At 63.7% G+C, this 14,333-nt stretch carries 10 protein-coding genes and 2 pseudogenes; 8 read left to right on the top strand and 4 right to left on the bottom strand.

The features are described 5' to 3' along the window. Positions 1-6 precede the first annotated feature (6 nt). Complete coding sequence (locus tag ACMGT0_RS29310) at positions 7-1,251, top strand: metallophosphoesterase family protein (protein WP_054058078.1); 1,245 nt, start codon at positions 7-9, stop codon at positions 1,249-1,251. 290 nt (positions 1,252-1,541) lie between these two features. On the opposite strand, the gene gbcA is transcribed toward ACMGT0_RS29310, so the two are convergent. Further along, a complete protein-coding gene (gene gbcA, locus ACMGT0_RS29305) occupies positions 1,542-2,837 on the bottom strand; it encodes a glycine-betaine demethylase subunit GbcA (RefSeq protein ID WP_054064613.1) in 1,296 nt (431 codons plus the stop codon). Positions 2,838-3,147: 310 nt separating this feature from the next. Here gbcA and gbcB point away from each other — a divergent pair, with 310 nt between their 5' ends. Beyond that, positions 3,148-4,248, top strand: a complete 1,101-nt coding sequence (gbcB, locus tag ACMGT0_RS29300) for a glycine-betaine demethylase subunit GbcB (protein WP_054058080.1) — start codon at positions 3,148-3,150, stop codon at positions 4,246-4,248. Between the two features lie 123 nt (positions 4,249-4,371). Here gbcB and ACMGT0_RS29295 read toward each other — a convergent pair. Continuing rightward, positions 4,372-4,971 (bottom strand): annotated as a pseudogene (locus tag ACMGT0_RS29295) (methyl-accepting chemotaxis protein); the annotation flags it as partial. Between the two features lie 303 nt (positions 4,972-5,274). Then, a pseudogene (locus ACMGT0_RS29290) lies at positions 5,275-5,931 on the bottom strand (MCP four helix bundle domain-containing protein); the annotation flags it as partial. 347 nt (positions 5,932-6,278) lie between these two features. On the opposite strand from ACMGT0_RS29290, the gene ACMGT0_RS29285 reads away from it, so the two are divergent. Both ACMGT0_RS29285 and ACMGT0_RS29280 read left to right on the top strand, forming a co-directional pair. After that, positions 6,279-6,509: a hypothetical protein gene (locus ACMGT0_RS29285; protein WP_054058082.1), complete on the top strand. Its 231-nt coding sequence runs from the start codon at positions 6,279-6,281 to the stop codon at positions 6,507-6,509. Further along, positions 6,506-6,808, top strand: a complete 303-nt coding sequence (locus tag ACMGT0_RS29280; protein WP_054058083.1) for a cell division protein ZapA — start codon at positions 6,506-6,508, stop codon at positions 6,806-6,808. The genes ACMGT0_RS29285 and ACMGT0_RS29280 overlap by 4 nt, the downstream gene beginning before the upstream one ends. A 103-nt stretch (positions 6,809-6,911) precedes the next feature. On the opposite strand, the gene ACMGT0_RS29275 is transcribed toward ACMGT0_RS29280, so the two are convergent. Continuing rightward, on the bottom strand, positions 6,912-7,952 hold the full coding sequence (locus tag ACMGT0_RS29275; protein ID WP_054058084.1) for a low specificity L-threonine aldolase: 1,041 nt from the start codon (positions 7,950-7,952) through the stop codon (positions 6,912-6,914). Between the two features lie 446 nt (positions 7,953-8,398). Between ACMGT0_RS29275 and ACMGT0_RS29270 the strand changes: the two genes are divergently transcribed. The 4 genes from ACMGT0_RS29270 to ACMGT0_RS29255 are packed head-to-tail and all read left to right on the top strand — an operon-like array spanning position 8,399 to position 14,287. After that, a complete protein-coding gene (locus ACMGT0_RS29270) occupies positions 8,399-9,652 on the top strand; it encodes a serine hydroxymethyltransferase (protein WP_054058085.1) in 1,254 nt (417 codons plus the stop codon). A gap of 23 nt (positions 9,653-9,675) precedes the next feature. Further along, positions 9,676-10,926 carry a sarcosine oxidase subunit beta gene (locus ACMGT0_RS29265; RefSeq protein ID WP_054058086.1) on the top strand — a complete coding sequence of 417 codons (1,251 nt, stop codon included), beginning with the start codon at positions 9,676-9,678 and terminating at the stop codon, positions 10,924-10,926. 14 nt (positions 10,927-10,940) lie between these two features. Continuing rightward, on the top strand, positions 10,941-11,273 hold the full coding sequence (locus tag ACMGT0_RS29260) for a sarcosine oxidase subunit delta (RefSeq protein ID WP_054058087.1): 333 nt from the start codon (positions 10,941-10,943) through the stop codon (positions 11,271-11,273). Then, positions 11,270-14,287, top strand: a complete 3,018-nt coding sequence (locus tag ACMGT0_RS29255; RefSeq protein WP_054064616.1) for a sarcosine oxidase subunit alpha — start codon at positions 11,270-11,272, stop codon at positions 14,285-14,287. Before ACMGT0_RS29260 ends, ACMGT0_RS29255 begins: the two co-directional genes overlap by 4 nt. Positions 14,288-14,333 lie beyond the last annotated feature (46 nt).

Here is a 14,333-nt window from a genome sequence, read left to right as displayed (position 1 = left end):
AGCGCCATGAACCTGCACCATCTGGAACATGAGCTGGCGAAGATCCAGATCCGGCTCAGCGGTTTGAAGGCCCGGCTGGAGTTGTCGTGGAAGAAACTGATCAGCGATATCGAGCCGGAGGAATTCCAGGCGATCCAGCAACTGCTGCAACGCGGGCATGACCAGGCCCATTACGTGCTGGCGCACGGCGACCTGCCGAGCGACGAGCCGGCGGTACCCTGGGAACTGGCCCATGGCCTGTCGATCCTGCACCTGGGCCATGCCCAGGCGCTGCCGACCTCGGAGGCGGAGTTGCCGACCCGGGTACTCAAGGACGGCACGCTGCTCGGTTGTCGCAAGTGGGAACTGCTGGACCTGCTGTGGAGCGAGGCGCTGATCAAGTGGATCGAGAACCTGCGCCATCACGCCACGTTCGCCACCACGCCGATGGTGATGATGATCGACAACGAGGTCAGCCTGGCGATTGCCGGCGACTGGGGCACGGGGCCGTTCGACAGCCATGCGCCGGCGGTCAGCGTGGCCAACCAGATGAGTCGGGTCCAGGCCGATTTCACCATTCACCTGGGCGACGTCTACTACGCCGGTACCGGCTCCGAGGAGGATGTCGACATGGCCGGCTGGCCGATGGGCAAGCACGGCGCCTTCACGCTCAACTCCAACCACGAAATGTACAGCGGTGCCCACGGCTATTTCGCCGAGCTCAATGCGCGCTTCCCGGTGCAGCAGGGCACCAGCTATTTCGCCCTGTACAACGATGACTGGCTGATCGTCGGGCTGGATTCGGCCTATGCCTCCAAGCCGCTGAACCTGTACATGGACGGCACCCTGAACCCGCAGCAGATCGACTGGATGAAGACCTTGCCCAAGCGCGACCGGTTGCTGGTGCTCAGTCACCACCAGGGCTTCGATATCACCGGGCACAACCCGAACGGCCTGTACAAACAGGTTTGCGATGCCCTGGGGCGGGTGCCGGACTACTGGTATTGGGGCCACCTGCACAACGGCATCGTCTATGCCGAATTGAACGGGTTGAAGGCGCGTTGCGCCGGGCACGGGGCCATCCCCTATGGCGTGACCAGCGAGCTGGATGGCAACAAGCGGGTGTTGTTCTCCGAGACGCGCAATGCCGGTGACCCGGATTATCCGGAGCGGGTGCTCAATGGGTTTGCGCGGGTGCGGCTGAGTGGCGCGAACATCATCGAGGAGTTCATCGGCGAGGATGGTTCGGTGCGCTGGACGTCGAACGGGTAGGGTTTGGCAGGAGCGGGGGTTATTGATCGTTCCCACGCTCTGCGTGGGAGCGCCGCCCGTGACGCTCTGCGTCACAAGAGCGGACGCCGAGCGTCCAGAGAGGCATTCCCACGCAGAGCGTGGGAACGATCATCACTAGGGCCAGCAAGTCCTGTGGTGTTGTCGTGGGCGGGGTAGGCCGGTCTGGCGCTTTCGCGGGCAAGCCCGGCTCCTACAGTCTGGTGTCGTACACCAATGAGGTGAACGATGGAGTACTGTAGGAGCCGGGCTTGCCCGCGAAGCTTTTGCCCTTAGCCGTTAACCGGCACGCCCTTGAGGTATGGTGCAGGCTCTGCCCCCAGGTTGCTCAGCATGCGCTCGCTGTACCAGTCGATGAAGTTGACCACGCCGAACTCGTAGGTCTTCGAGTACGGGCCGGGCTGGTAGGCCACGGAGTTGATGCCGCGCTGGTTTTCCTCGGCCAGGCGACGGTCCTGGTCGTTGGTGGCATCCCAGACCTGACGCATGCGCGCCACGTCATAGTCGACACCCTCGACCGCGTCCTTGTGCACCAGCCACTTGGTGGTGACCATGGTTTCCTGGGCGCTGATCGGCCACACGGTGAACACGATGATGTGGTCGCCCATGCAGTGGTTCCACGAGTGCGGCAGGTGCAGGATGCGCATCGAGCCCAGGTCCGGGTTCTTGATCCGGCCCATCAGTTTCTTGCAGCCCTGCTGGCCGTCCATGGTCATCGATACGGTGCCCTTGAGCAGCGGCATGCGCACGATACGGTTGCGCAGGCCGAAGCTGGCGTGGGCATAGGGGATCTTCTCGGCTTCCCAGGCGGCGGCGGAGGCGGCCACGTGGTCCTTGAACGCCTGGTCGGCACGCGGGTCGGTGACGTCGTCCCATTCCAGCAGGGTTTTCAGCAGTTCCGGGTGGGAGCCGTTGCAGTGGTAGCACTCACGGTTGTTTTCGATCACCAGCTTCCAGTTGGCCTTTTCCATCAAGGTGGTCTGCACCGCCACCTTGGTGTTCTCCATGTCGTAGGGTTCCATGTAGTGGCTCAGGGTGCTGAGGAACTCGTCGATCGGTGGCGGGTTCTCGGCCAGGCTGATGAAGATGTAGCCGCCGGCGGTCTTCACGTTGACCGGCTTGAGGCCGTACTGCTTCATGTCGAAGTCGGCACCCATCTCGGTGCCGGCGAACAGCAGGCGGCCATCGAGTTCGTAGGTCCACTGGTGGTAGGGGCAGACCAGCTTGGCGACCTTGCCCTTTTCGCCGGTGCACAGGCGCGAGCCGCGGTGCCGGCAGACGTTGTGGAAGGCGTGGACCACGCCGTCGGCGCCGCGGATGACGATGATCGGGTTCTTGCCGATCTGCAGCGTCAGGTAGTTGCCCTTGGTCGGGATCTCGCTGGTCATGCCGGCGATCAGCCATTCCTTGTGGAAGATCTCCTGCATGTCGATTTCGAACAGGCGGTCATCCGAATAGAACGGTTGTGGCAGGGAGAAGGTCCGCTCACGTTCCTGCAGCATCTGTGCGGTGGCCTTGCGTGCGGGCTCCAGTGGGTCGCCCAGGCTCAGGGTGGTGGTGTTGTCCATCGTTCAGGTCCTCATGGCCATGCGGTGTGGCCGACGAATATTGGCTAAGTGGTCGATGCAGCAGGTTCGGACCACACGGTTGCGACGCAAGACAGAAATACAGCGGATCATTTGCGACGGAGTGTGGGGCTGGCAGCGACCAGGACCTTATCCATGGGCGACACGGCCGAATCCGTTCCCGACGCGCAAGCACCCGTCGTTAGGGGCTGGTCGCGATAAGCATGCCAATGTCGCGAATAGGTAAACGGGGCGCTTGGGCCTTGCGCAGAATCGCCACCATAAGAGCTGACAGTCAGCGGTGGAGAACAACATGTCGAACAACTTCCTGAATCCGGTAACGACCCAGACCTGGGCCAATGGTCGGCATATCGTGCGCTGTGTGAAGGTCATCCAGGAAACCTGGGATGTGCGCACCTTCTGCTTCATGGCCGATCAGCCGATCATGTTCTTTTTCAAGCCGGGGCAGTTCGTCACCCTGGAACTGGAAATCGAGGGGCAGCAGATCATGCGCTCCTACACCATTTCCAGTTCGCCGTCGGTGCCCTACAGCTTCTCGGTGACCATCAAGCGGGTGCCGGGCGGCAAGGTGTCCAACTGGTTGCACGACACCCTGCACGAGGGCCAGGAGCTGGCGGTGCACGGTCCGGTGGGCCTGTTCAACGCCATCGACTTCCCCAGCCCCAAGGTGCTGTACCTCAGCGGTGGCGTCGGCATCACGCCGGTGATGTCCATGGCCCGCTGGTTCTACGATACCAACGGCAACGTCGACATGGTGTTCATCCATAGCGCCCGGTCGCCCAAGGACATCATCTATCACCGCGAGCTGGAACACATGGCGTCGCGGATCGACAACTTCAGCCTGCACCTGATCTGTGAAAAACACGGCCTGGGCGAGCCGTGGGCCGGCTATCGCGGCTACCTGAACCACAAGATGCTGGAACTGATGGCGCCGGACTTCCTCGAGCGCGAAGTGTTCTGCTGCGGCCCGACACCGTACATGAACGCGGTGAAGCGTCTGCTGGAGGCGGCGGGCTTCGACATGAGCCGCTACCATGAGGAATCCTTTGGCGCGACGCCACCGGAAGCCCGGGCCGATGCGGTGGAGCAGGCCGAACAGGCCGCCGACGCACCGCCGGTGGATGCGGCCGACCTGCACCAGGTGGAGTTCACCGCCACCGGCAAGAGCATTCGCGTGGCACCGGGCGAAACCGTGCACGCGGCGGCGGCCAAGCTGGGCCTGATGATTCCCAAGGCCTGCGGCATGGGCATCTGCGGGACCTGCAAGGTGCTCAAGCTGGGCGGCGAGGTGGACATGGAGCACAACGGCGGGATCACCGACGAGGACGTGGCCGAGGGCTACATCCTGTCGTGCTGCAGCGTGCCGAAGGGCGATGTGCGGATCGAGTACTGATTGAGGGCGGCGTGAGTCTCTTCGCGGGCAAGCCACGCTCCTACAGGGTTGCGTCGTTCATTGCATTTTTGAACGACTCGATCCTGTAGGAGCGAGGCTTGCCCGCGAAGGGCGCCCCACGGTTTACAGGCTGAACCGCGCCACCAACCCGTTGAGATCCACCGCCAGGCGCGCCAGCTCGTTGCTCGCCGCGCTGGTCTGGCCGGCACCGGTGGCCGACTGTACCGACAGGTCGCGGATGTTCACCAGGTTGTGATCCACCTCGCGGGCCACCTGGGCCTGCTCCTCGGCCGCGCTGGCGATCACCAGGTTGCGTTCGTTGATCTCGACGATCGCGCTGTTGATGGTGTCCAGTGCCAGGCCTGCGCCCTTGGCAATGTTCAGGGTCGATTCGGCGCGCTCGGTGCTGTTGCGCATCGAGTCCACCGCCTGTTCGGTACCGCCCTGGATGCTGCCGATCATCCGTTCGATCTCGCTGGTCGACTGCTGGGTGCGGTGGGCCAGTGCGCGTACTTCATCGGCGACCACGGCAAAACCACGACCGGCTTCCCCGGCGCGGGCCGCCTCGATCGCGGCGTTCAGCGCGAGCAGGTTGGTCTGGTCGGCCAGGCCGCGGATCACGTCCAGCACCTTGCCGATATCCCGGGACTCGTCGGCGAGGTTGCCGATCAGCGTCGCGGTGCTCTGCACGTCGCTGCTCATGCGTTCGATGGCGCTGACGGTTTCCTGTACCAGGTCGCGACCGTCGCTGGCCGAGGCGGTGGCGTTTTTCGAGGCTTCGGAAGTGCTCACGGCATTGCGCGCGACTTCTTCCACCGCGCTGGTCATCTCGTTGACCGCGGTGGCCGCCTGTTCGATTTCATTGTTCTGCTGCTGCAGCCCGCGGGCGCTTTCGTCGGTGACGCTGTTCAGCTCCTCGGCGGCGGAGGCCAGCTGGGTCGCCGAGCCGGAGATGCGCTGCAGGGTGTCGCGCAGTTTCTGCTGCATCTTGAGCATGGCCTGCAGCAGGCGGCCGGCCTCGTCGGTGCCGTCGACCACGATCGGATGGGTCAGGTCGCCCTCGGCGATATGCTCGGCGGCGTTCAGGGCCTGGGCGATCGGCTGGGTGATGCTGCGGGTCAGCAGCCAGGCGAACAGGCAGGTCAGGGTGGTGGCGAGCAGCAGCAGGATCACCACCAGGTTGAAGGCTGCATCGTATTGTTCGCGCGCCTGCTGGTTGTTGTCGTTGGTCTGCTGGTTGAGGATCTCCAGCAGGCGGTTGAGTACGGCGTTGATCTGCTCGGAGTTGGTGAGCAATTCGCTGTTGAGCAGGGCTGTCAGCTCGGCCATCTGATTGTTGCGCGACAGGTTCTTCATGCGCTCTTCGATCTGCCGGTACTGCCCGAGCAGTTGCCCGTACTGCTCGTAGGCCGCCCGCTCTTCGGGGCTGACGATCAGTTTTTCGTAAACCGCACGGGCACTGTCGATCTGTTGGTTGCGCTGGGCGAACAGCTCCAGGGTCTTGGCCTGGATATCCGGCTCGCGGTTGGTCAGCAGGCGATAGGAGAGCACCCGCAGGCGCAGGGTCAGTTGGGTGAACTCGTCCAGGGTCTTGATACTGGGCACGCTGTTGCTGGTGAGTTGCTCGGCGGCTGCACGGATCTTGCTCATCTGGATCAGCGAACACACGCCCAGAATCAGCATGAGTGTGCCAATGATGGCAAAACCGAGGAACGCTCTCGGAGCGATGTTCATTGTGCGTAGGGACATGATGTTTCCTGAGAGAAGCGCGTTCCGTGCGGCCTTTTGGATGAAGCTCTACCTGACTTATCGGTCCTGCGACTAAAGTCTAAAGGGCGCTGCGCGGATTTGTCGCAGTCGCGGCTTTGCGACGGAAGGTTCGGAACATGTTTCGCCAATCGCAGTCCCTATGGGGCGAAGAGAAGTCCCGTGCCAGTAAAATCAAGGCTTTGCGAGCGTTTTTCCCTGGCAAACCGGGGGGCTTTTCTTTATCGTACGCGCCCTTTGAAACTGCCCGAGAGATCAAGAAAATGCTGGAGACTTCCCTCAACCAACTGGAGCAACTGGTCAGCGAGCTGGTGCAGCAGAAGCAGGAGCTGTTGGCCGCCAATGCTCAACTCAATACCGAACTGGCCCGGGCCAAGGATGAAAACGAAAGCCTGCAGTTGAGCCTGATGGAGCAGGAAGAGAAACAGGGCGCCACCGCCGCCCGTATCCAGGCGCTGGTCGAGCGTGTCAGCGCAGGTCCCGTGAGCGCATGAGAGCCAGCAACGACGGCGTGACCGTCATCTCGATCCTCGGCGAGGACTACTCGATCAAGGCCCCCGCGGGGCATGAGCAGACGCTGCTGGAAGCGACCCAGATGCTCAAGACCGCCCTGGTCGATACCAAGAAGAAGTTTCCCACGTTGATCGGTGAGCAACTGCTGGTGCTCACCGCGCTGAACCTGTGCTCCCAGCGGATCGAGGAACAGCGTGAACACCGTGAGGTGCTCGATCGTTGCCAGGAGCAGGTCAGTGCCACGGTGGATGTGATTTCCAGGACGATCGGGCAGAACTGAGTCACTGTGTGGCTCGCTGCGCCGCGGCGGGTCGCGCGCGGCAGCGTCCGTTGCGCTATTGGCGCTCCCGTCTTGCACGGGAGCGCCACGTTCAAGCGGTTGTTCAGGCGGACATGACCTCGCGGATATCCGCCGCCAGCTCCCTTACCCGCGCTTCCTCGGTGTCCCACGAGCACATGAAGCGCGCGCCGCCCTTGCCGATGAAGGTGTAGAAGCGCCAGCCCCGGGCGGTCAGTGCGACGATCGCCGGTTCCGACAGTTGCAGGAACACGCCGTTGGCCTCCACCGGGAACATCAGTTCCACGCCGGGAATGTCCTTGACCAGGCTGCTCAGCAATTGCGCGCAATGGTTGGCGTGGCGGGCGTGCTTGAGCCAGGCGTCGTTTTCCAGCAGGCCGACCCAGGGCGCGGAGAGGAAGCGCATCTTCGACGCCAGTTGCCCGGCCTGCTTGCAGCGGTAGTCGAAGTCCTCCGCCAGGTCGTGGTTGAAGAACAGGATCGCCTCGCCCACGGCCATGCCGTTTTTCGTCCCGCCGAAGCACAGCACGTCGACGCCGGCCTTCCAGGTCAGCTCGGCCGGCGTGCAGCCGAGGAAGGCGCAGGCGTTGGAGAAGCGTGCGCCGTCCATGTGCAGGTGCAGGCCCAGTTCCTTGCAGGTGGCGCTGATGGCGCGGACTTCGTCCGGGGTGTAGACGCTGCCGACCTCGGTGGCCTGGGTCAGGCTCACCACCCGGGGTTTGGGGTAGTGGATGTCCTGGCGCTTGAGGGCGATTTCGCGGATGGAATCGGGGGTCAGCTTGCCGCTTTCGGTGCGCGCGATGAGCAGCTTGGAACCGTTGGAGAAGAACTCCGGTGCGCCGCATTCGTCGGTCTCGACGTGGGCGGTCTCCGAGCAGATCACGCTATGGTAACTCTGGCACAGCGACGACAGGGCGAGGGAGTTGGCGGCGGTGCCGTTGAAGGCGAAGAACACCTCGCAGTCGGTGTCGAACAACTTGCGGAAACCGTCGGCGGCGCGCTGGGTCCACTCGTCGTCGCCATAGGCGCGCTGGTGGCCATGGTTGGCCTGTTCCATGGCGGTCCAGGCTTCGGGGCAGATACCGGAATAGTTGTCGCTGGCGAATTGTTGGCTCTTGTCGGTCATGGCCCGGTCCTTATGGTCGTTTACGACCTGCACTGTAACCAGAATCGACGTCAGCGCACAGGCACAGTTTCCGTAGGAAAAAACCATTCAATCAAAAGCCTGGAGCGGCCATTGTGGAAGCCGCCCTGTCCCTGTGGAAGTCGGATTTATCCGCGAAGCGTTTAGCGATCTCCAGGACCGGTTCGCGGATAAATCCGGCCCCTGCGGGGGTTGAGGTTTCCCACAGGGGTATAGGTTCCTGCAGGGACCGGGTGGCACCCGTGGTTTGCGGGGGGCCGGCCCTCCTTTATTCGATCGCGCCACGACCATGTCGTAAACGCACCCTTGCAAGGCGTGCGTAGGCATTTGACGCGTCTGCGCCGGTCATACCATCGCTATCAAAGGGCACCACCGAATAGCTGTGCCCCACCAAAAAGAAATGGCGCACTGCCGCTGGGAGAGACGCGATGTTCAGCAAGCAAGACCAGATCCAGGGTTACGATGACGCACTGTTGGCCGCCATGAATGCCGAAGAGCAGCGCCAGGAAGATCACATCGAACTGATCGCGTCGGAAAACTACACCAGCAAGCGTGTGATGCAGGCCCAGGGCAGTGGCCTCACCAACAAGTACGCCGAAGGCTACCCGGGCAAGCGCTACTACGGTGGCTGCGAGCACGTGGACAAGGTCGAGGCCCTGGCCATCGAACGCGCCAAGCAACTGTTCGGTGCCGACTACGCCAACGTCCAGCCGCACTCCGGCTCCTCGGCCAACGGTGCCGTGTACCTGGCGCTGCTGCAGGCCGGCGATACCATCCTGGGCATGAGCCTGGCCCACGGCGGTCACCTGACCCACGGCGCCAAGGTGTCGTCCTCGGGCAAGCTCTACAACGCCGTTCAGTACGGAATCGACACCAATACCGGCCTGATCGACTACGATGAAGTCGAGCGCCTGGCGGTCGAGCACAAGCCGAAGATGATCGTCGCCGGTTTCTCCGCCTACTCGAAAACCCTCGATTTCCCACGTTTCCGCGCAATTGCCGACAAGGTCGGTGCGCTGCTGTTCGTCGACATGGCCCACGTCGCCGGCCTGGTCGCCGCCGGCCTGTACCCCAACCCGATCCCCTTCGCCGACGTGGTCACCACCACCACCCACAAGACCCTGCGTGGTCCGCGTGGCGGCCTGATCCTGGCCAAGGCCAACGAAGAGATCGAGAAAAAACTCAACGCCGCGGTATTCCCTGGCGCCCAGGGCGGCCCGCTGATGCACGTGATCGCCGCCAAGGCCGTGTGCTTCAAGGAAGCGCTGGAGCCTGGCTTCAAGGCCTACCAGCAGCAGGTGATCGACAACGCCCAGGCCATGGCCGGCGTGTTTGTAAAACGTGGCTACGATGTAGTGTCCGGCGGCACCGATAACCACCTGTTCCTGGTCAGCCTGATTCGCCAGGGCCTGACCGGCAAGGACGCCGATGCCGCCCTGGGCCGTGCCCACATCACTGTGAACAAGAACGCCGTGCCGAACGACCCGCAGTCGCCGTTCGTCACCTCCGGCCTGCGTATCGGCACCCCGGCGGTCACCACCCGTGGTTTCAAGGTGGCCCAGTGCGTCGAGCTGGCTGGCTGGATCTGCGACATCCTCGACAACCTCGGCGATGCCGACGTCGAGGCGAATGTCGCCAAGCATGTGGCGGCCCTGTGCGCGGACTTCCCGGTTTATCGCTGAGAGCGGTTTTGGAGTAAATGACTATGCAACGCTATTCGGGCTTCGGCCTCTTCAAGCATTCTCTCAGCCACCATGAGAACTGGCAGCGCATGTGGCGCACGCCAACCCCGAAAAAGGTCTACGACGTGGTCATCGTCGGCGGTGGCGGCCACGGCCTGGCCACGGCCTACTACCTGGCCAAGGAACACGGCATCACCAACGTCGCGGTGGTCGAGAAAGGCTGGCTGGGCGGCGGCAACACCGCCCGCAACACCACCATCGTGCGTTCCAACTACCTGTGGGACGAGTCGGCGCACCTGTACGAACACGCGATGAAACTGTGGGAAGGCCTGTCCCAGGACCTGAACTACAACGTGATGTTCTCCCAGCGTGGCGTCTACAACCTCTGCCACACCCTGCAGGACATCCGTGACTCCGAGCGTCGGGTCAGCGCCAACCGCCTCAACGGCGTCGATGGCGAGCTGCTCAACGCCCAGCAGGTGGCGGACGAGATTCCGTACCTGGACTGCTCGAAGAACACCCGCTACCCGATCATGGGCGCCACCGTCCAGCGTCGCGGCGGCGTGGCCCGCCACGATGCCGTGGCCTGGGGCTTCGCCCGCGGTGCCGACGCCCTGGGCGTCGACCTGATCCAGCAGACCGAAGTGATCGGCTTCCGCAAGGAAAACGGCGTGTGCATCGGCGTGGAAACCAACAAGGGCTTCATCGGCGCCAAGCGCGTCGGCGTGGTCACCGCCGGTAACTCCGGGCACATGGCGAAACTGGCCGGCTTCCGCCTGCCGCTCGAGTCCCATCCGCTGCAGGCGCTGGTGTCCGAGCCGATCAAGCCGATCATCGACAGCGTGATCATGTCCAACGCCGTGCACGGCTACATCAGCCAGTCCGACAAGGGCGACCTGGTGATCGGTGCCGGTATCGACGGCTACAACGGCTACGGCCAGCGTGGTTCGTACCCGGTGATCGAGCACACCATCCAGGCCATCGTCGAGATGTTCCCGATCCTGTCGCGGGTGCGCATGAACCGCCAGTGGGGCGGCATCGTCGACACCACCCCGGACGCCTGCCCGATCATCTCGAAGACGCCGGTACCGAACATGTTCTTCAACTGCGGCTGGGGCACCGGCGGCTTCAAGGCCACCCCGGGTTCGGGCAACGTCTTCGCCGCGAGCCTGGCCAAGGGTGAAATGCACCCGCTGGCCGCACCTTTCTCCATCGACCGTTTCCACAACGGTGCGTTGATCGACGAACACGGCGCTGCAGCGGTCGCCCACTAACAGGAGAAACTCCCATGTTGCATATCTTCTGTCCTCATTGCGGCGAACTGCGCTCCGAAGAGGAATTCCACGCTTCCGGTCAGGCGCACATCCCGCGTCCGCTGGACCCCAACAACTGCACCGACGAGCAGTGGGGCGACTACATGTTCTTCCGCGACAACCCGCGCGGCCTGCACCACGAACTCTGGGACCACGTCGCCGGTTGCCGCCAGTATTTCAACGTGACCCGTGACACGGTCACCTACGAGATCCTGGAAACCTACAAGATCGGCGAGAAGCCCCAATTCACCGCTGCCAAGGCGGAAAGTTCGAAAGCGCCCGGCGTGGCTGTGGGAGAAAAGGTATGAGCCAGGTCAATCGCCTGTCCAACGGTGGTCGTATCGACCGCAACAAAGTCTTGAGCTTCACCTTCAACGGCGAGACCTACAAGGGCTATGAAGGTGACACCCTGGCCGCCGCGCTGCTGGCCAACGGCGTCGACATCGTCGGCCGCAGCTTCAAGTACTCCCGGCCGCGGGGCATCTTCGCCGCCGGTGCCGAAGAGCCGAACGCGGTGCTGCAGATCGGCGCCACCGAGGCCACCCAGATCCCCAACGTGCGAGCCACCCAGCAGGCGCTGTACCAGGGCCTGGTCGCCACCAGCACCAACGGCTGGCCGAGCGTCAACAACGACGTGATGGGCATTCTTGGCAAGGTCGGCGGCAAGCTGATGCCGCCAGGTTTCTACTACAAGACCTTCATGTACCCGCAGTCGTTCTGGATGACCTACGAGAAGTACATCCGCAAGGCGGCCGGCCTGGGCCGTTCGCCGACCGAGAACGACCCTGACACCTACGACAACATGAACCAGCACTGCGACGTGCTGATCGTCGGTGCCGGGCCTGCGGGCCTGGCCGCCGCGCTGGCCGCTGCCCGCAGCGGTGCGCGGGTGATCCTCGCCGACGAACAGGAAGAGTTCGGCGGCAGCCTGCTCGACTCCCGCGAAAGCCTCGATGGCAAGCCGGCGGCAGAGTGGGTCGCCAGCGTCATCGCCGAGCTGAAGGCGCTGCCGGACGTATTGCTGCTGCCACGGGCGACCGTCAACGGCTATCACGACCACAACTTCCTGACCATCCACGAACGCCTCACCGACCATCTCGGTGACCGCGCGCCGATCGGCCAGGTTCGCCAGCGTATCCACCGGGTCCGTGCCAAGCGCGTGGTCCTGGCCACCGGCGCCCACGAGCGTCCGCTGGTCTACGGCAACAACGACGTGCCGGGCAACATGCTCGCCGGCGCCGTTTCGGTGTACGTTCGCCGCTACGGTGTGGCACCGGGCAAGAAACTGGTGCTGAGCACCAACAACGACCACGCCTACCGCGTTGCGCTGGACTGGCTCGATGCCAGCCTGCAGGTGGTGGCGATCGCCGACGCCCGCAGCAACCCACGGGGTGCGCTGGTGGAAGAGGCGCGTGCCAAGGGCATTCGCATCCTGACCGGCAGCGCCGTGATCGAGGCCCGTGGCAGCAAGCGCGTCACCGCGGCCCGCGTCGCCGCGATCGACGTGCGTGCCCACAAGGTGACCAGCCCCGGCGAATGGCTGGACTGCGACCTGATCGCCAGCTCCGGCGGCTACAGCCCGGTGGTGCACCTGGCTTCGCACCTGGGCGGCAAGCCGGTCTGGCGCGAAGACATCCTCGGCTTCGTCGCCGGTGAAGCACCGCAGAAACGCGTGTGCGTCGGTGGCCTGAACGGCGTCTACAGCCTGGCCGATACCCTCGCCGACGGTTTCGAAGGTGGCGTGCGCGCCGCCAGCGAAGCCGGCTTCAAGGCGGTCGAAGGCGTACTGCCCAAAGCCCTGTCCCGTCAGGAAGAACCGACTCTGGCGCTGTTCCAGGTGCCTCATGAAAAAGGCACCGCACGGGCACCGAAGCAGTTCGTCGACCTGCAGAATGACGTCACCGCCGCCGCCATCGAGCTGGCGACCCGCGAGGGCTTCGAGTCGGTCGAACACGTCAAGCGCTACACCGCGCTGGGCTTCGGTACCGACCAGGGCAAGCTGGGCAACGTCAACGGCCTGGCAATCGCCGCCCGTTCGCTTAACGTGACCATCCCGCAGATGGGCACCACCATGTTCCGCCCGAACTACACGCCGATCACCTTCGGTGCGGTGGCCGGTCGTCACTGCGGGCATATCTTCGAGCCGGTGCGCTACACCGCCTTGCACGCCTGGCACGTGAAACAGGGCGCCAAGTTCGAGGACGTCGGCCAGTGGAAGCGTCCCTGGTACTTCCCGCGCGCCGGCGAAGACATGCACGCCGCGATCAAGCGTGAGTGCAAGGCCGTGCGCGACAGCGTCGGCCTGCTCGACGCCTCGACCCTGGGCAAGATCGACATCCAGGGCCCGGATGCCCGTGAGTTCCTCAACCGCGTGTACACCAACGCCTGGACCAAGCTCGACGTGGGCAAGGCCCGTTATGGCCTGATGTGCAAGGAAGACGGCATGGTCTTCGACGACGGCGTGACCGCCTGCCTGGCCGACAACCACTTCCTGATGACCACCACCACCGGCGGCGCGGCGCGCGTCCTGCAGTGGCTGGAGCTGTACCACCAGACCGAATGGCCGGACATGAAGGTGTACTTCACCTCCGTGACCGACCACTGGGCGACCCTGACCCTGTCCGGCCCCAACAGCCGCAAGCTGCTCAGCGAAGTCACCGACATCGACCTGGACAAGGATGCGTTCCCGTTCATGACCTGGAAGGAAGGCCTGGTCGGTGGCGTACCGGCGCGGGTATTCCGGATTTCGTTTACCGGTGAGCTGTCCTACGAGGTCAACATCCAGGCCGACTACGCCATGGGCGTGCTGGAGCAGATCGTCGAGGCGGGCAAGCAGTACAACCTGACCCCGTACGGCACCGAAACCATGCACGTGCTGCGGGCCGAGAAGGGCTTCATCATCGTCGGCCAGGACACCGACGCCTCGATGACCCCGGACGACCTCAACATGGGCTGGTGCGTCGGCCGCACCAAGCCGTTCTCCTGGATCGGCTGGCGCGGGATGAACCGCGAGGACTGCGTGCGTGAAGACCGCAAGCAACTGGTCGGCCTCAAGCCGATCGATCCGACCCAGTGGCTGCCGGAAGGTGCGCAACTGGTGTTCGATCCGAAGCAGTCGATCCCGATGAAGATGGTCGGTCACGTGACCTCCAGCTACGCCCACAACTCCCTTGGCTATTCGTTCGCCATGGCGGTGGTGAAGGGCGGTCTCAAGCGCATGGGTGAGCGGGTGTTCGCACCGCTGGCCGATGGCACCGTGATCGAGGCGGAGATCGTGTCGTCGGTGTTCTTCGATCCGAAGGGCGATCGCCAGAACATCTAAGTCGATGGTTCCCACGTTCCGCGTGGGAACCATCAGAGACAGAATT

This window comes from Pseudomonas sp. RHF3.3-3 (genome assembly GCF_048069595.1).
Classification (GTDB): domain Bacteria; phylum Pseudomonadota; class Gammaproteobacteria; order Pseudomonadales; family Pseudomonadaceae; genus Aquipseudomonas; species Aquipseudomonas fuscovaginae_B.
The sequence above is the reverse complement of the archived record's forward strand: the minus strand, read 5'-3'. Positions and strand labels throughout refer to the sequence as shown.